Below are 17,405 nucleotides of genomic sequence, written 5' to 3'. Positions count from 1 at the left end.
GACGCACATAAAAAAGCCGACGCACTGCGCCGGCTTTGACGTTCGAAAGGAATCACTTTTTATAGACGATTTCTTTCGTACCGCCCTCACAGGTGCCTACAACTTTTCCGTCGGTCGCTGCGCCTTTGTCGACGATTTCCAGCGAATAACCTGACACGCCCTTGGCATCCAACTTCGCTGCGATCTCGTTTTTCAGCTCTTCGCAGGGCTTGCCGGCCGCAAACGCGCCACCGGCAAGGCTCAGCAAACCCAGGGCTACCATCAACTTTTTCATCGCTCGCACTCCTTGGTCGGATCAAATAGGGCAGGTATTGGAAAAACAGAATGCGCATACCATAGCGCATCGCCATTCCCTATGGCACTCCGCCAGCGTGCAAGTTCATCGCTCCTCAGCTATTCACAATCCGGAACCCGACTTTGAGGGTGACCTGAAAGTGCGCGGCGCGGCCGTTTTCGATGTGTCCGCGGGTTTCCGTGACTTCGAACCACTCCAGATGCTTGAGGCTTTTGCTGGCCTCGGCCAGGGCATTATTAATGGCGTCTTCAATGCTGGTGGGAGACGAGCCGACCAGCTCGACTTTTTTGTAAGTGTGATGATCACTCATGAGATTCTCCTTGGTTGTTTTTAACAGCCTAGCAGCGATTTTTCGTCATACGTGTGTCGCCGTTTGCGCGCTGAAGTTCAGATTTACTGCACTTTCAGAAACGGCCGCAGTCCCAATTCACACACGCCACTCAACCACTGCAGGAGAGAGCCACCATGGCCAGCAATTCGTTACGCAAAGCCTCGTTGCAAAGCATGGAAGCGGAGATCGAGAGTCTGCTCAAGTCGTTGGAAAGCCTGAAGGACGACGCTTCGGACGAGTCGCGTAAGACCCTCAAGTCGCTCAAGGCCAATGCCGAGAACGCCTTGAAACATTCTCGCCATCTGCTCAGCGACGCGTATGAAGAGGTCAAGGTGAAAACCCGTGAAACCGGGATCGCCACACGCGACTACGCGCAGGAACACCCTTGGACCACCGCGGGTGTCGCGGTCGGTGCGCTTGGTTTGCTGGCTGCTTACTTGCTGTGCAAACGCGGAGACTGAGTCGGTTGGCTCAGCTCATGCCTGAGCCACTGGGCCAATTGCCGAGCGCGCCCATCTGCGGCGCGCTTGGGTAGCCACAACGCCAGTCGCGCCGCCGTTTCATCGAAACCCCACGGCGCGACCAGGCGACCGGCGCGCACGTCCTCAGCCACCAGCGGCTCGGGCGCGATCGCCACGCCAAGCCCCGCTACAGCGGCCTCCAGCAAATAATACAGATGCTCGAATCCTTGCCCGAATTTCAATGCCCGGGGATCAAGGTCGTTTTGCTGTGCCCAGGTCGGCCAGGCCTGTGGACGGGAGGTAGTGTGCAGCAACGGCTCGTCCAGCAGCGCGCTGGCCGGTGCGGCCTGCAGGCGGGCGAACCCGGCGTAGTGCGGGCTCATCACGGGGCCGATCCGCTCGCTCACCAGTTCATACACCTGCATGTCGGCCGGCCAGGGTGGTTCGGCGAATACCAGCAAGGCGTCCAGTCCTGGTCGCCTGGGGTCCAGGTCGCCCTCGCCAGCGGACAGGTGCAGGCGCAAATCCGGCAGGTCGGCATTGAGCCTGCCCAGGCGGGGAATAAACCAGCGTGCCAGCAAGCTTCCCGAGCAGCCCAGGACGAACGGGGCATCGGCCGTGCTTTGCGTCAGCTCCGCACAAACACCACGCAGTCGCTCGAACGCGTCAGTGCTGGCATCGCGCAGGCGCATGCCGGCATCTGTGAGTTTCAAGCCGCGCCCATCCTTGATGAACAGGCTGACACCTAAATGTTCTTCCAGCACCTTCAGCTGTCGACTTACAGCGCCATGGGTGACGTGCAGCTGTTCGGCCGCCTGGCTTACGCTGTTCAGGCGGGCGGTGGCCTCGAAGGCGCGCAAGGCGTTGAGGGGGGGAAGGTCGTGGCTCATGTTATCTGTGAGTTTTTCTGACAGGTCGTGGCGATCTTATCGGTTTTCAGTGGCGGATGTCAGGGGTAGAGTGAACCTCATTGTCTTTCAACGCATTTGCTTGGAGCGCCCGATGACCCAGTCCACGACCCCTTTCAACCTGCGCAGCGGTCCCGATGCCAACGGCCTGTTCGGTGCGTTCGGTGGCCGCTATGTGGCCGAAACCCTGATGCCGCTGATCCTGGATCTGGCCCGCGAATACGAAGTGGCGAAGGAAGATCCGGCGTTCCTGGAGGAATTGGCCTACTTCCAGCGTGATTACGTCGGACGTCCGAGCCCGCTCTACTTCGCCGAGCGCCTGACCGAATACTGCGGCGGCGCCAAGATCTATCTCAAGCGTGAAGAGCTGAACCACACCGGCGCGCACAAGATCAACAACTGCATCGGCCAGATCCTGCTGGCGCGGCGCATGGGCAAAAAACGCATCATCGCCGAAACCGGCGCCGGCATGCACGGTGTGGCCACCGCCACCGTGGCCGCGCGTTTTGGCCTCGATTGCGTGATCTACATGGGTACCACCGACATCGAGCGCCAGCAGGCCAACGTGTTCCGCATGAAGCTGCTGGGCGCTGAAGTGATCCCGGTGGTCGCTGGCACCGGTACCCTGAAAGATGCAATGAACGAGGCCCTGCGCGACTGGGTCACCAACGTCGACAGCACGTTCTACCTGATCGGTACCGTGGCTGGCCCGCATCCATATCCGGCGATGGTGCGTGACTTCCAGGCCGTGATCGGCAAGGAAACCCGCGAGCAGCTGCAAGCCCAGGAAGGTCGCCTGCCGGACAGCCTGGTGGCGTGCATCGGCGGCGGTTCCAACGCCATGGGCCTGTTCCACCCGTTCCTGGACGACAAGAGCGTCGAGATCATCGGCGTCGAAGCCGCCGGTTATGGCATCGAGACCGGTAAGCATGCGGCGAGCCTGAACGGCGGCGTCCCAGGTGTACTGCACGGCAATCGCACCTTCCTGTTGCAGGACGACGACGGTCAGATCATCGACGCCCATTCGATTTCCGCCGGTCTCGACTACCCCGGCATCGGTCCGGAACACGCCTGGTTGCACGACATTGGCCGCGTCCAGTACACCTCGGTGACCGACGCCGAAGCCTTGGAAGCCTTTCACAAATGCTGCCGCCTGGAAGGGATCATTCCTGCATTGGAAAGCGCCCATGCCCTGGCGGAAGTGTTCAAACGCGCACCCAACCTGCCGAAAGATCACCTGATGGTGGTCAACCTGTCCGGCCGTGGCGACAAAGACATGCAAACCGTGATGCACCACATGGAACAGTCCCAGCAGGAGAAACACTGATGAGCCGCCTGCAAACCCGTTTTGCCGAACTCAAGGAACAGAACCGCGCCGCCCTGGTGACTTTCGTCACGGCTGGCGACCCGGACTACGACACCTCGCTGGCAATCCTCAAGGGCCTGCCAGCGGCCGGTGCCGATGTCATCGAGCTGGGCATGCCGTTCACCGACCCGATGGCCGACGGCCCGGCGATCCAATTGGCGAATATTCGTGCCTTGGGTGCCCAGCAGAACCTGGCGAAAACCTTGCAGATGGTTCGTGAGTTCCGCAAAGAAAACAGCGAGACACCGCTGGTGCTGATGGGCTACTTCAACCCGATCCACCGTTATGGCGTGCAGCGTTTCATTGGCGAGGCGCTGGAATCTGGCGTGGATGGCCTGATCGTTGTGGACATGCCGCCCGAGCACAACAGCGAACTGTGCGAGCCGGCCCAGGCAGCTGGCCTGGACTTCATCCGCCTGACCACGCCAACCACCGACGACGTGCGTTTGCCAACGGTGCTCAATGGCAGTTCCGGCTTTGTATATTACGTGTCGGTGGCGGGTGTGACCGGTGCCGGTGCCGCGACGCTGGAGCATGTGGAAGAAGCCGTGGCGCGCCTGCGTCGCCACACCGATTTGCCGATCAGCATTGGTTTCGGTATTCGTACGCCGGAGCAGGCGGCAGCCATCGCACGATTGGCTGATGGGGTGGTGGTTGGCTCGGCGCTGATCGACCATATCGCCAACGCCGATACGCCGGAACAGGCGATTGATGGCGTGTTGAGCTTGTGTGCCGCCCTGGCTGAGGGTGTGCGCAAGGCGCGTCTGGGCTGAATCCTGGTTCGGCTCTGTAGGAGCTGGCGAAGGCTCGGGCCGCGTTCGGACGATCTTTTGATCTTCCGCTCCAGACTCAATGGGCAGTGAAAAGATCGCAGCCTCGCTTCGCTCGTCAGCTCCTACAGACCCAGCGGGAGCAAGCGCCCTCGCCACAATGGGATCAGGGCAACTCCAACCCGCCTCCGGCCTTGTGCAGTTTGCGCAAATGCTCGCCGATCGCTTTCACATTGGCCTCGCTGGCAGCAATTTCAGCGGCGCGACTCGGCTCAAGCAATGCCCGGACTTCCTTGTCCAGGTCGCCTGTCAGCGTTTGAAGCTGTTTCTGACGCAAGCTGCTTTCCGATTCCAAGCGTTGCCACTCGCTGGGTTGCGGCAAGCCGTAGCCGCTACTGCCCAGCAGTTCGGCCGGACGGCTCAGGAAGCCGCTGTTGGCGAGGATCTGCTGCAGCGTTGCATTAGCCCTTTCCATGCCGCCATTCTGCAATTCACGGGCTCCGAGATAACGCTGTTTGACTTCATCCTGGGCCAACAACAGTTGCCGACGATAACTGGCCTGTTCCAGCAGTAACAGCGCCGCGCTGGTGCGCAGGTCGGCCTGTTCGAACCAGACGCGGCGTTCGACGGCATCCAGGGCCAGCCAGTCTTCCACCGTTTGCTGCTTGATCGGCAGATACTTCTTCAGCACATCGAACATCGCCTGGTATCGCTCGCGGAATGAGTCGAAGCGGTAGCCCAGGCGCAAGGCTTCCTTGGGATCATCCAGCACGCTGGTGTCCGCCAGGCCCCGGCCCTTGAGGACTTCCAGCAAACCGTTGGGCATGATGCTGTCCAGGCCGTTGAGCTGCGCGTTATTGCTGCCGCTGCGCAGCAGCTTCAAGCTTTCCACGGCGCAGTTATTGGACAGGAAGTAATAGTTGCCGTCGTAGCTCCAATGCATTTCGGCGGCGTGCTCGACCGTTTCCTCGATCTCGGTGCGCGACAGGTTCAGCGGCACCGACGCCAGGCTGCGCAGTTCGGTCTTGGTGTATTCATCGATCACCTGGGCCAACGGCAATACGAAAAGGCGCGACGGATATTTTCCGACCAGCCCGTCCCAGCTCGATAGCTGCACATCGCCGACGAAGGCGCGGTACGACAGCACCAGGTGTTGGTCCAGGTCCAGTCGGCAGTCCGGGCCACGTGGGCGACCCGGTGCACAGATCACCAGCCGGAGCATGCTGTGCCCCCAGCGGCTCACCCAGTTCTGGTTGGCTTCGGCCAGCAGGTAATCAATGGCATAGACTCGCTCTGGATCGACCTTGCCCAGTGGCGTCTTGGCGAAGTCGTTGCCGGCGTTGAGGAAGGCGAACGATTTGGCGCAGGTGTCCTTGGCGGCGGGTGCCCAGCCGAAGTGTTCCTGGTAATAGCGATACAGGGCGGGGCGTCGGCAGGCGTAGCTCGGGTCGAGGAGAAAGTACTCCATGTTGACCGCGACGAACTCCTTGGGGCTGCTCGTTTCATAGAGATCCGGGCTGCGGGCGACCTGGCGATTGTGCTGTTCCCGCTCACCGCGTCGGCCGACGTATTGTGGCCAGCCGGCGAGGTCCAGCAACCGAGGATCATCGCTGAGGGTGAAGCGGCGGTCGTTCTGGCCCCGGCACTCATCGGGGAGGCCGATTAACCCGGCGCTGCTGTTGCGTCGAGTGCAACGCTGGATCAGCGTACGCTCGGCATCTGGCCAGAGACGCGAGCGGTCATAAATGTGGGTCAGTTCGTGCAGGACCGTGGCGAGCATTTCCCGTCGCACGGTGCCGTGGGGGCGATGGGTCTTTTGCGTCGCGGCACTGCCGTCGACAAGGCTGTCGAGCAGGTTGCTATTGAGGTCCAGTTGCGACACCAGCGAGGCCTGGCCGTAGGCGTTGGCCGGCATCTGGTCGGTCCAGCCGACATCGATGCGCCGGTCCAGCCGCTCGATGAAGCGCGGCGGCAGCGCCTGCATGGCTTCATCGAGCAGCGCCTGGCTGGCCTGCTGTTGGGCCGGGCTCAGTCCTTCGACGTTGAGGTGCAGTCGCAGGCCGGCCTGGGCCATGCTGCCCGTGAGCAGCAAGACCCCGGCCGCCAGCCAGGCGGCGAACCGCCTCACAATGCGAGGATGGCTTCGGCGAGAACCTGGTCACTGGCGTCGCGGGCTTCCGGCACGCGGGTGCGCAAGGTGTCGAAGGCGGCCTCGAGGTGAGCGCCACGAATTTCACCATTGCTGGCGACAAAACTGGCCGCATCGTCATGGGCTTCGCGGACGATTTTCGAATCACGGATGGAGGTGGTGGTGTCGGAAGTGAAATCAATCGTGCGCTGGGAAGCGCGAACGATGATGTTACTGGTGGCTACCAGGGTATGTGCCTGGGCCACATCGGCCAACACCAGCAGGCCTAGGGCGGCAGCAATCAGCGGGCTACGCATGGAACGACTCCGGAGAAATAAGGATAACTATTGGACGAGAATTGCCTGTGCCAGTTCAAGGTCGCTGACGTGAAGTTTTGGCTGGGTCCGGCGCAGGTAATCCAGGGCCGATTCCAGTTGTGCACCTCGCAACTGTCCGTCACTGGCAATGAAGGCCGCAGCGTCATCGTGAGCGGCGATGATCAGTTTATGGTCGAAGGGCGCAGAGGTCACCATGCTCGTGGCATAGCCGCTGACCACCACTTGCTGGGTGGACACATCGAAGGCATGGGCCGGAACAGACCAGCAAAAAACTACGAAGAAAGACGCGATGAACAGATCTGAGTAAAAGCGCATGGGACTCGACGGTTGATGGCGAGCCTGAAGGCTAGCGCAAACCTGCGGGCCAGAGCCAGCGCTGAAACATCGGAACACCATTGGGTGCCCGATGTTTCATGTTGCATCAGATCACCAGGATGGCCTGGGCCAGCTGTGCATCGGTGGCGTTGAGCTGTGGTGCCTGCTGGCGGATGTAATCCAGGGCACTTTCCAGTTTCACGCCACGGATGGCGCCTTCGCTGGCCACGAAGCTGGCGGCGTCATCACGGGCGGCTTGAACGATCTTGTTGTCCCGCAGTGATGAGGTTGCATCAGAGGTCACGTCGGACGTGGCCTTGAGTGCGCCGACGATGGAGTCAGTGGTAACGATAAAGCTGCTGGCGTTGGAGTGGGCGGCTACGGCCAGCAGGGCAACTGCGCTGAGCAGGCGAAGACGGATCATGAGGAAACTCCTTGAAGGATGAGGTGATGCCGGTGCGTGTAGCTGGAAGAAGAGACGCATGCTCGACTCGCTTCGCCACGTTCGCATCGATATTAGGACAGAACGCGTTGGCTGGCAGCCCTTTGCGACAGTCATCGGCAGCATGATGCCCGCATTGGGCGCTACGGCTCAAGATAAACTGTACTGGTATGTTTTTAATTCTCAGGTAACTGTTATATCTCTCCGGTCTTCCATAAAAGCGGGCCCGGAAACGACAAGACCCGTCGCGGTTTCCCGCGACGGGTCTTGTTTATTCAATTCGGTGCTGGCGGTGGACCCGGTGGGTCAGGGCCAGCGACGCTGAGTTAGCGCCAGAACGGCTTGCTCAGCTCTTCGTAACGTTGTGCTTCGCTGATACCGGCGTCAGCCAGCAGGCGCGAATCCAGACGAGCCAGTTGGTGGCGGCTGGCGATGCGGCGCTGCCACAACATCAGGTTAGCGATAACGCGAAGAGGCAGGGAAGCCTGGTTTTTTTCAGCTTTGTCTTCGAAAAACAGCTCGGAACTGAGTGTACGTTCCATGGTTGACATCCTTCCGCTTGTGGCGGGATTAGGTAGTGGTTTAACTGGTGCCCATGATCCTCTCGTTTGGCCAGTCTCTCTAGATACAGTTCACCTGTATTGTGAGAGACCAGTTAACTGTTAAAGAGCGGTGTACTGGTCAATATTGAGGCAACTGTACCTATCTGCACTGTAATGGTGCGTTTTAGGCGGTTGACAGAAGTTTTGTGGGAAAAGACTGTAAGAAAACACCGGTACAGCAGTACAGTTTTTGTCGCGCAAGGCTCGAGTGGCGGCCTTCAATCAAAACTGTATTTGCGATAGCTGTAATCCAGCTGTATCAGACGGCCAACATGCGCCCGGTCTCTTCGAGGTTGACGTGCCAACTCAGTGCATCGCGCAGGATGTGCGGGGTATGCCCACCCAGGGCGCAGGCTGCTTCGAAATAATCATTCAGAGCTTGGCGGTAGGACGGATGCACGCAGTTGTCGATGACCACCCGTGCCCGCTCCCTTGGCGCCAGGCCGCGCAGGTCGGCCAGGCCGATCTCGGTCACCAGGATGTCGACATCGTGCTCGGTATGGTCCACGTGGCTGACCATCGGCACGACACTGGAAATGGCACCGCCCTTGGCAATCGACTTGGTAACGAAAATCGCCAAGTGGGCGTTGCGGGCGAAATCCCCCGAACCGCCAATGCCATTCATCATCCGAGTGCCGCAGATATGGGTGGAGTTGACGTTGCCGTACAGGTCGAACTCCAACGCGGTGTTGATACCGATGATGCCCAGGCGGCGTACGACCTCGGGATGGTTGGAGATCTCCTGTGGGCGCAGGACCAGTTTGTCCTTATACCTTTCCAGATTTCCGAATACATCGGCGTTGCGTCGGCTCGACAGCGTGATAGAGCTGCCGGAGGCGAAGCTCAGCTTGCCAGCGTCGATCAAGTCAAATGTCGAGTCCTGCAGGACCTCGGAATACATGGTCAGGTCTTCGAACGGGGAATCGATCAGCCCGCACATTACGGCGTTGGCGATGTTGCCAATCCCGGCCTGCAACGGCCCGAGCTTGTTGGTCATGCGCCCGGCTGCAACTTCCTGCTTGAAGAAGTCGATCAGATGATCGGCGATGGCCTGGGTGTCGCTGTCCGGTGGCGCGACGGTCGAAGGCGAGTCCCCTTGGTTGGTGATGACAATGGCGGCAATTTTTTCCGGCGGGATCGGTATAGCGGGGCTGCCAATACGGTCGTCGACTTTCACCAGGGGGATTGGGGTGCGGGTCGGGCGATAAGTCGGGATATAAATGTCGTGCAGCCCTTCCAGGTTCGGGTTGTGGGCCATGTTGATCTCGATGATCACTTGCCGGGCGAAGATGGCGAAACTGGCCGAGTTACCCACCGATGTGGTCGGTACGATATGCCCTTGCTCGGTGATGGCCACCGCTTCGATCACGGCAATGTCGGGCAGCTTGAGCTGGCCGTTGCGCAGTTGCTCAACAGTTTCCGAGAGATGCTGGTCGATGAACATCACCTCGCCTGCGTTGATCGCCTTGCGCAACGTGCTGTCGACCTGGAATGGCATACGCCGTGCCAGCACGCCGGCCTCGGTGAGCTCCTTGTCGAGGTCATTACCCAGGCTCGCACCGGTCATCAGGCTGATTTTCAACGGAGTGACCTTGGCGCGCTCAGCCAGGGCGTGGGGCACTGCTTTCGCTTCTCCGGCGCGGGTAAAGCCGCTCATGCCGACGGTCATGCCGTCCTGAATCAACAAGGCTGCTTCGGCAGCGCTCATCACTTTATTCAATAACGAAGGCAAGCGGATGCGATCACGGTACATAGGTTGTTATCTCGGGCTGGAAAGCAAGATGCGCAGTCTAGTGAATTCGCGCGGTGCCCGACCCGCTACAAAGGTCGCATTTAAGGCCTCTATTACGGGTGTTTCAGGCAAAACATTATTACCGGATCGGTAACGTTCGGCCTTGATACAAATCAAAACGCCCCGACAAGTCGGGGCGTTGATGGTGAAGCCGTTAGCGTTATTCCACCGCTTTGACCATGTCTTCGATGACCTTCTTGGCGTCACCGAACACCATCATGGTCTTGTCGAGATAGAACAGCTCGTTGTCCAGGCCCGCGTAGCCGCTGGCCATCGAGCGCTTGTTGACGATGATGGTCTTGGCCTTGAAGGCTTCGAGGATCGGCATGCCGGCGATCGGCGACTTCGGATCGTTCTTCGCCGCCGGGTTGACCACGTCGTTGGCGCCCAGTACCAGCACCACATCGGCCTGGCCGAACTCGGAGTTGATGTCTTCCATCTCGAACACCTGGTCGTAAGGCACTTCGGCCTCGGCCAGCAATACGTTCATGTGCCCAGGCATGCGACCGGCCACCGGGTGGATCGCGTACTTAACGGTCACGCCGTGGTGGGTCAGCTTCTCGGTCAGCTCTTTCAGCGCGTGCTGAGCCCGTGCCACCGCCAGGCCATAGCCTGGGACGATGATCACCGTGTCGGCGTTGGTCAACAGGAAGGTCGCGTCGTCAGCCGAGCCGGATTTCACTGGGCGGGCTTCTTTGGAGCCTGCAGGGCCAGCAGCATCTGCTGTGTTGCCGAAGCCGCCGAGCAGCACGTTGAAGAACGAACGGTTCATCGCCTTGCACATGATGTACGACAGGATCGCACCGCTCGAACCTACCAACGAACCGGCAATGATCAGCATCGAGTTGTTCAGCGAGAAACCGATACCTGCTGCGGCCCAACCGGAATAACTGTTGAGCATCGAGACCACCACCGGCATGTCCGCGCCGCCGATCGGGATGATGATCAGCACGCCCAGGACAAACGCCAGGGCCAGCATCAAGGCGAACGCGCCGAGGTTGCCGGTGAACATGAAGGTCAGGCCCAGGCCCAGCGTTGCCAGGCCCAGGATCAGGTTGAGCTTGTGCTGGCCACCAAACTGTACCGGTGCGCCCTGGAACAGACGGAACTTGTACTTGCCCGAGAGCTTGCCGAAAGCGATCACCGAGCCGGAGAAGGTGATTGCACCAATGGCGGCGCCGAGGAACAGCTCCAGGCGGTTACCGGCCGGAATCGAATCGCCCAGTTGCTTGACGATGCCCAGCGATTGCGGCTCGACGACCGCTGCGATGGCAATGAACACCGCCGCCAGGCCGATCATGCTGTGCATGAACGCTACCAGCTCCGGCATCTTGGTCATCTCGACGCGCTTGGCCATGATCGAACCGGCGGTGCCGCCGATCAGCAGGCCGACGATGACGTAGCCGATGCCGGCTGTCGCTAGCTCAGCGCCCAGCTTATAGATGAGGCCCACAGTGGTGAGCACTGCCAGCGCCATGCCGAGCATGCCGAACAGATTGCCACGACGAGAGGTGGTGGGGTGCGACAGGCCTTTGAGGGCCTGGATGAAGCAGATCGACGCGATCAGGTAGAGCGTCGTTACCAGGTTCATGCTCATTACTTGGGCGCCTCTTCTTTTACGGCTTTCGGGGCTTTTTTCTTGAACATCTCAAGCATGCGGCGCGTCACCAGGAAGCCACCGAATACGTTGACCGCGGCGAGGGCCACGGCGAGGGTGCCCATGGTCTTGCCCAGAGGCGTTACGGTCAGCGCGGCAGCGAGCATGGCGCCGACGATCACGATCGCCGAAATGGCGTTGGTTACCGCCATCAACGGCGTGTGCAGCGCGGGTGTTACGTTCCAGACCACGTGATAACCGACATAAATCGCCAGCACGAAGATGATCAGGTTGTAGATACCGGGGGAGATAAGCTCTTCCATTGTCTGAATCCCTGCTTAGGCGTTTTTGCGGATGACTTGGCCGTCGCGGCACATCAGGCACGCGGCAACGATGTCGTCTTCCAGGTTCACGTCGAACTGACCTTCCTTGGTGAAGACCAGCTTCAGGAAGTCCAGCAGGTTGCGGGCGTACAGCGCCGAAGCGTCAGCCGCGACTTCACCGGCCAGGTTGGTCGGACCGCAAATGGTCACGCCATTCTCGACAACCACCTGATCGGCCACGGTCAGCGGGCAGTTACCGCCCTGGGCTGCCGCGAGGTCGATGACCACCGAGCCGGGTTTCATCTGCGCGACGGTTTCGGCACTCAGCAGTGTCGGTGCCTTGCGGCCCGGAATCAGAGCGGTGGTGATGACGATGTCCGCCTGCTTGGCGCGCTCGTGCACCGCTTGGGCCTGGCGCTGCATCCAGCTGGCCGGCATCGGCCGGGCGTAACCACCGACGCCGACGGCGCATTCACGCTCTTCGTCGGTCTCGTAAGGCACGTCGACGAACTTGGCGCCGAGGGATTCGATTTGTTCCTTGACCGCCGGACGCACATCCGAGGCTTCGATCACCGCGCCCAGGCGCTTGGCCGTGGCAATCGCCTGCAACCCGGCCACGCCCGCGCCGAGAATGAGCACGCGCGCCGCTTTCACGGTGCCTGCGGCGGTCATCAGCATCGGCATGAAGCGCGGGTAGTGGTGGGCGGCCAGCAGCACGGCTTTATAGCCGGCAATGTTCGCTTGAGACGACAGCACATCCAGGCTTTGGGCACGGGAGGTACGTGGCGCGGCCTCGAGGGCGAAAGCGGTGATGCCGCATTCGGCCAGCTTGGCGATGGTTTCGTTGTTGAACGGATTGAGCATGCCCACCAGAACGGTGCCGCTCTTGATCAGCGTCAGTTCGCTGTCGCTGGGGGCAACCACCTTGAGAATCAGCTCGGCTCCGAATGCATCACTGGCACTGCCAATGGTTGCGCCCGCCGCCTCATAGGCACTGTCGATAACGCTGGCCTTGATGCCGGCGCCGCTTTGAACAGTGACTTTATGGCCTTGGCCGATCAGCTTCTTGATGGTTTCCGGGGTAGCAGCAACCCGTGTTTCACCCGTTTGGGTTTCGAGGGGAACACCAATGTGCACGTCAAATCTCCTGCGTGATCTTATTGAGTAAACCCAGGCACTTCGGATGGTGCGGCTGGGGCGGCCGATCAGCACGATCCCGCCAAACCAGGCGGGGCGCGGCATTTTGCAGGCGAAAATTCAGCCCTTCAAGGGATTATGACGGGTGACGGAAAATTAACTACAAGTCACCCTGTGACCGAATGTCGCAATTATCGATCGGCATCCCTTGTAGGCCGTGCTTTCCAAGGATTCAGGTTCAAATTGACAACTTTTCCCATCGGCCAGATGAATAGGCCCTGATGCGCTGCGCAATATGGCTCAAAGCCATGTATTTAAACGCTTTGGAGACTACTGCACGGACTTCATAACAGATTGACTGAATGCGACATAAACTTATATCTGTAGCGTCTTCTGTTAGTTTACTACCTAAGTCTGTTTTAAGTTTTTCTTTATTAATCAAGGTGATAGTTGCTTGCTTGCTTCACGAGCCAATCGCGAAAAGCTCGAAGAGAGGCGGATTCGACCTTTCGCTCTGGAATCATCAGGTAGTAGGCCTTGATGCTCGATAGCGCGCTACGGTTGGCCACGACCAGTCGTTTCTCTGCCAGCTCGCGCTGGATCAAGAAGGGCGGAATCAGCGCAATGCCCATGTCGTGCATGGCCGCTTGGGCAAGCATGGAGAATAGTTCATAACGCGGGCCTGTCAGGTCTCGTGCAATGTTCAGGTTCTGGGCGTTGAACCACTGGCGCCAGGCATAGGGGCGAGTGGTCTGCTGGAGCAAGGGCAATTCGGCGATGGCCTCTGGTGTCAGGCTCGTCCGGTCTCCCAGTAACGTAGGGCTGCATACCGGCATCGGATTTTCGCCCATCAGTTTGTGGGATTCGGTACCGGACCAGTCCGCATCACCAAAATAGATGGCGGCATCAAACTCTGTGTCCGCGAAGAGAAAGGGCCGTGTGCGGTTGGTCAGGTTGACGGTGACTTCCGGATGTTGCTGCTGGAAATCCTTGAGGCGTGGTAGCAGCCATTGAGTGCCGAAGGTTGGAACCACGGCCAGTTCGATCACGTTCGCACCGGTGTGCCCCATCACTGAAAGAGCGTCGCGCTCGACGGCATCCAGTTGGGTGGCCACTCGACGGCTGTAGGAAAGGCCCGCTTCGGTCAGTTTGACACCTCGGCGTGAGCGTCGGAAAAGCTCCACGCTGAGGAAGTCTTCCAGGCTGGCGATCTGTCGGCAGATCGCGCCTTGCGTAAGAGAAAGCTCGTGCGCCGCCTTGGTGAAGCTCTCATGACGTGCGGCAGCCTCGAAACTGATCAGGGCGGTGGTGCTGGGGATTTTACGGCGCATGTACGCAAGCCTCACTCGATATCGACATAAACGGGGTTTATGGCGTTTACGGAGTGAGAAATTAGCACAAGATAGTGCGCAATCCTCGTTTGCCCTTGTAGGAAAGCGCGCCTAGGATCAATCCACGATTTTCATTTAATTGGCGAGGACTCTTTCATGGCCGGTAAAGCGAGCTTCAACTGGATCGATCCATTGTTGCTGGATCAGCAGCTCACCGAAGAAGAACGCATGATCCGCGACACTGCCGAGCAGTTCGCCCAGCAGAAGCTCGCGCCGCGGGTGCTGGAAGCGTTCCGCCATGAGAAGACCGACCCAGAGATTTTCCGCGAGATGGGTGAGGTGGGCCTGCTGGGGGCAACCATCCCAGAGCAGTACGGCGGCAGTGGGCTGAACTACGTCAGCTATGGCCTGATCGCTCGTGAAGTCGAGCGCGTCGATTCCGGTTATCGCTCGATGATGAGCGTGCAGTCTTCGCTGGTCATGGTGCCGATCAATGAATTCGGTACCGAGGCGCAAAAACAGAAGTATCTGCCGAAGCTGGCGTCTGGTGAATGGATCGGTTGCTTTGGTCTGACCGAGCCGAACCATGGCTCCGACCCGGGCGCGATGATTACTCGTGCGCGCAAAGTGGAAGGCGGCTACAGCCTGACGGGTAGCAAAATGTGGATTACCAACAGTCCGATCGCCGACGTCTTTGTCGTCTGGGGTAAGGATGACGCCGGCGATATCCGCGGCTTCGTCCTCGAGAAAGGCTGGAAGGGCCTGAGTGCGCCGGCGATTCATGGCAAGGTCGGGTTGCGCGCCTCGATCACTGGCGAAATCGTGATGGACAACGTATTCGTTCCGGAAGAGAACATCTTCCCGGATGTCCGTGGCCTGAAGGGCCCGTTTACCTGCCTGAACTCGGCGCGCTACGGCATCTCCTGGGGCGCCTTGGGGGCCGCTGAGTTCTGCTGGCATACCGCTCGCCAGTACACACTGGACCGCCAGCAGTTTGGGCGTCCGCTGGCTGCCAATCAGTTGATCCAGAAGAAGCTGGCCGACATGCAGACCGAGATCACGTTGGCCCTGCAGGGATGCCTGCGTCTGGGGCGTATGAAAGATGAAGGTACCGCGGCGGTCGAGATCACCTCGATCATGAAGCGCAACTCCTGCGGCAAATCCCTGGATATCGCTCGCATGGCGAGGGACATGCTGGGCGGCAACGGTATTTCCGATGAGTTCGGCATCGCTCGTCATCTCGTGAACCTGGAGGTCGTAAACACCTACGAAGGCACCCACGACGTTCATGCGCTGATCCTGGGGCGTGCACAAACCGGTATCCAGGCGTTCTATTAATAGGGGAACGTTCATGGGCGCGCTTTCGCATCTGCGGGTATTGGATTTATCGAGGGTCCTGGCCGGGCCGTGGGCGGGACAGATCCTGGCGGACCTGGGGGCTGATGTCATCAAGGTCGAGCGCCCCGGCAACGGTGACGACACCCGCGCTTGGGGGCCGCCTTTCCTGAAGGATGCCCGAGGCGAGAACACGACCGAGGCTGCTTATTATCTGTCGGCCAATCGCAACAAGCAGTCGGTGACCATCGATTTCACGCGTCCGGAGGGGCAGCGGCTGGTGCGAGAGCTGGCGGCCAAGTCCGATATCCTGATCGAAAACTTCAAGGTTGGCGGGCTTGCGGCTTATGGTTTGGACTATGACTCGCTAAAGGCGATCAATCCGCAATTGATCTATTGCTCGATCACCGGGTTTGGTCAGACCGGCCCTTATGCCAAGCGCGCCGGGTATGACTTCATGATTCAGGGGTTGGGGGGCTTGATGAGCCTGACCGGCCGCCCCGAGGGCGATGAGGGGGCGGGGCCGGTGAAGGTGGGGGTTGCGCTGACGGATATCCTCACGGGGCTGTATTCGACTGCTGCTATTTTGGCGGCGCTGGCGCATCGTGATCATGCTGGCGGCGGGCAGCACATCGATATGGCCTTGCTGGATGTTCAAGTGGCTTGCCTGGCCAATCAGGCGATGAACTACCTGACCACGGGCAACGCGCCGAAACGGCTGGGCAATGCACATCCGAACATCGTGCCTTATCAGGATTTTCCTACGGCTGATGGCGATTTCATCCTTACGGTGGGTAATGACGGCCAGTTCCGAAAATTCGCTGAGGTTGCCGGTCAACCGCAGTGGGCTGATGACCCGCGTTTTGCCACAAACAAGCTGCGGGTGGCGAATCGGGCGGTGTTGATTCCGTTGATTCGCCAGGCGACGGTGTTCAAGACCACCGCCGAGTGGGTGACTCAATTGGAGCAGGCGGGCGTGCCGTGTGGGCCAATCAACGATCTTGCCCAGGTGTTTGCCGATCCTCAGGTACAGGCGCGTGGATTGGCGATGGAATTACCTCACGTACTGGCTGGTAGCGTGCCCCAGGTGGCCAGTCCGATTCGACTCTCCGAGACGCCGGTGGAATATCGCAATGCGCCGCCTTTATTAGGGGAGCATACGCTGGAGGTGTTGCAGCGAGTGTTGGGGCTGGACGAAGCTGCGGTGACGGCATTCAGGGAGGCGGGGGTTCTTTGAGTCTTCTCTTCTATATAGAGGGAGGTTCTTAAGGGCAAAGCAGCGGGTTTGCCTGTGTTGCGCAACTTATTGATAGAAAAGCGAAATTAAGGGTTGACGGCAGATTCTGGAAGTCTATAATTCGCCCCACTTCCGGCGCAGTCGAAACGGAAAACTCCTTGAGATTCAATGAGTTAAGTAAGTTTCGAAGGTGTTGGGCTTCAGTTCATCGAAGCCCGGAAGGAGCAGATAGAGYGGTGTTGTTTGGCTCTGTCGGCGGTTCGATCTTCTCGGTCGAAAGCGGTGAAGAAGAGGTGTTGACAGCAGCGAGTAACGCTGTAGAATTCGCCTCCCGCTAACGANGTTGACGGCAGATTCTGGAAGTCTATAATTCGCCCCACTTCCGGCGCAGTCGAAACGGAAAACTCCTTGAGATTCAATGAGTTAAGTAAGTTTCGAAGGTGTTGGGCTTCAGTTCATCGAAGCCCGGAAGGAGCAGATAGAGCGGTGTTGTTTGGCTCTATTGGCGGTTCGATCTTCTCGGTCGAAAGCGGTGAAAAAGAGGTGTTGACAGCAGCGAGTAACGCTGTAGAATTCGCCTCCCGCTAACGAGAGATCGGAAGCGCAAGTGGTTGAAGTTGCAAAGGAAACTTTGAAAACYTCTTAAAATAACCGCTTGACARATACACGGGGCGCTGTAGAATGCGCGCCTCGGTTG

The 17,405-nt window shown here is 59.3% G+C and carries 19 protein-coding genes; 6 read left to right on the top strand and 13 right to left on the bottom strand.

Features of this window, described 5'->3' with window-relative positions; genetic code table 11:
• Positions 1 to 52: 52 nt before the first annotated feature.
• Positions 53 to 274: a DUF1161 domain-containing protein gene (locus ASC85_RS10080; protein WP_057449218.1), complete on the bottom strand. Its 222-nt coding sequence runs from the start codon at positions 272 to 274 to the stop codon at positions 53 to 55.
• A gap of 115 nt (positions 275 to 389) precedes the next feature.
• Positions 390 to 605 carry a dodecin gene (locus ASC85_RS10075; RefSeq protein ID WP_003196424.1) on the bottom strand — a complete coding sequence of 72 codons (216 nt, stop codon included), beginning with the start codon at positions 603 to 605 and terminating at the stop codon, positions 390 to 392.
• 155 nt (positions 606 to 760) lie between these two features.
• Between ASC85_RS10075 and ASC85_RS10070 the strand changes: the two genes are divergently transcribed.
• Entirely contained in the window at positions 761 to 1,087 is a 327-nt protein-coding gene (locus ASC85_RS10070) for a DUF883 family protein (RefSeq protein ID WP_003196426.1), read from the top strand.
• On the opposite strand, the gene ASC85_RS10065 is transcribed toward ASC85_RS10070, so the two are convergent.
• Positions 1,060 to 1,977, bottom strand: coding sequence for a LysR family transcriptional regulator (locus tag ASC85_RS10065; protein WP_057449217.1), 918 nt, complete (start codon positions 1,975 to 1,977; stop codon positions 1,060 to 1,062). The genes ASC85_RS10070 and ASC85_RS10065 overlap by 28 nt on opposite strands.
• Positions 1,978 to 2,089: 112 nt before the next feature.
• Here ASC85_RS10065 and trpB point away from each other — a divergent pair, with 112 nt between their 5' ends.
• A complete protein-coding gene (gene trpB, locus ASC85_RS10060) occupies positions 2,090 to 3,322 on the top strand; it encodes a tryptophan synthase subunit beta (protein WP_014335911.1) in 1,233 nt (410 codons plus the stop codon).
• A complete protein-coding gene (trpA, locus tag ASC85_RS10055) occupies positions 3,322 to 4,134 on the top strand; it encodes a tryptophan synthase subunit alpha (RefSeq protein ID WP_057449216.1) in 813 nt (270 codons plus the stop codon). The genes trpB and trpA overlap by 1 nt, the downstream gene beginning before the upstream one ends.
• Positions 4,135 to 4,297: 163 nt before the next feature.
• Here trpA and ASC85_RS10050 read toward each other — a convergent pair whose 3' ends face one another.
• From ASC85_RS10050 to ASC85_RS10000, 10 genes are all read right to left on the bottom strand, one after another.
• Positions 4,298 to 6,259, bottom strand: coding sequence for a DUF7844 domain-containing protein (locus ASC85_RS10050; RefSeq protein WP_057449215.1), 1,962 nt, complete (start codon positions 6,257 to 6,259; stop codon positions 4,298 to 4,300).
• A complete protein-coding gene (locus ASC85_RS10045) occupies positions 6,256 to 6,576 on the bottom strand; it encodes a DUF2388 domain-containing protein (protein ID WP_003187020.1) in 321 nt (106 codons plus the stop codon). The genes ASC85_RS10050 and ASC85_RS10045 overlap by 4 nt, the downstream gene beginning before the upstream one ends.
• A 27-nt stretch (positions 6,577 to 6,603) precedes the next feature.
• Positions 6,604 to 6,912 (bottom strand): DUF2388 domain-containing protein, encoded by a 309-nt coding sequence (locus tag ASC85_RS10040; protein ID WP_057449214.1) that lies wholly within the window; start codon positions 6,910 to 6,912, stop codon positions 6,604 to 6,606.
• A 106-nt stretch (positions 6,913 to 7,018) separates the two neighbouring features.
• Positions 7,019 to 7,336: a DUF2388 domain-containing protein gene (locus ASC85_RS10035; RefSeq protein ID WP_003196441.1), complete on the bottom strand. Its 318-nt coding sequence runs from the start codon at positions 7,334 to 7,336 to the stop codon at positions 7,019 to 7,021.
• Positions 7,337 to 7,680: 344 nt separating this feature from the next.
• The gene (locus ASC85_RS10025; protein ID WP_003187014.1) at positions 7,681 to 7,896 is read right to left on the bottom strand and encodes a DUF1127 domain-containing protein; all 216 of its coding nucleotides are present in this window, start codon (positions 7,894 to 7,896) and stop codon (positions 7,681 to 7,683) included.
• 319 nt (positions 7,897 to 8,215) lie between these two features.
• Complete coding sequence (locus ASC85_RS10020) at positions 8,216 to 9,709, bottom strand: acetyl-CoA hydrolase/transferase family protein (RefSeq protein ID WP_057449212.1); 1,494 nt, start codon at positions 9,707 to 9,709, stop codon at positions 8,216 to 8,218.
• 199 nt (positions 9,710 to 9,908) lie between these two features.
• Positions 9,909 to 11,345 carry an NAD(P)(+) transhydrogenase (Re/Si-specific) subunit beta gene (locus ASC85_RS10015; RefSeq protein ID WP_030139190.1) on the bottom strand — a complete coding sequence of 479 codons (1,437 nt, stop codon included), beginning with the start codon at positions 11,343 to 11,345 and terminating at the stop codon, positions 9,909 to 9,911.
• Entirely contained in the window at positions 11,345 to 11,668 is a 324-nt protein-coding gene (locus ASC85_RS10010) for an NAD(P) transhydrogenase subunit alpha (RefSeq protein WP_003187010.1), read from the bottom strand. Before ASC85_RS10010 ends, ASC85_RS10015 begins: the two co-directional genes overlap by 1 nt.
• Before the next feature lie 15 nt (positions 11,669 to 11,683).
• Positions 11,684 to 12,805: a Re/Si-specific NAD(P)(+) transhydrogenase subunit alpha gene (locus tag ASC85_RS10005; protein WP_003196448.1), complete on the bottom strand. Its 1,122-nt coding sequence runs from the start codon at positions 12,803 to 12,805 to the stop codon at positions 11,684 to 11,686.
• A gap of 434 nt (positions 12,806 to 13,239) precedes the next feature.
• Positions 13,240 to 14,136, bottom strand: a complete 897-nt coding sequence (locus ASC85_RS10000; RefSeq protein WP_057449211.1) for a LysR family transcriptional regulator — start codon at positions 14,134 to 14,136, stop codon at positions 13,240 to 13,242.
• 156 nt (positions 14,137 to 14,292) lie between these two features.
• Here ASC85_RS10000 and ASC85_RS09995 point away from each other — a divergent pair, with 156 nt between their 5' ends.
• The 3 genes from ASC85_RS09995 to ASC85_RS33020 all read left to right on the top strand — a co-directional run.
• Complete coding sequence (locus tag ASC85_RS09995; protein WP_057449210.1) at positions 14,293 to 15,474, top strand: acyl-CoA dehydrogenase; 1,182 nt, start codon at positions 14,293 to 14,295, stop codon at positions 15,472 to 15,474.
• Positions 15,475 to 15,487: 13 nt separating this feature from the next.
• On the top strand, positions 15,488 to 16,708 hold the full coding sequence (locus tag ASC85_RS09990) for a CaiB/BaiF CoA transferase family protein (protein ID WP_057449209.1): 1,221 nt from the start codon (positions 15,488 to 15,490) through the stop codon (positions 16,706 to 16,708).
• Between the two features lie 342 nt (positions 16,709 to 17,050).
• Positions 17,051 to 17,296 (top strand): hypothetical protein (locus ASC85_RS33020; protein ID WP_236712342.1); only part of this gene is annotated, 246 nt, incomplete at its 5' end.
• Positions 17,297 to 17,405 lie beyond the last annotated feature (109 nt).

The organism is Pseudomonas sp. Root401 (assembly GCF_001425105.1).
GTDB classification, from domain to species: domain Bacteria; phylum Pseudomonadota; class Gammaproteobacteria; order Pseudomonadales; family Pseudomonadaceae; genus Aquipseudomonas; species Aquipseudomonas brassicacearum.
This window is presented reverse-complemented; position numbering and strand designations above follow the sequence as displayed.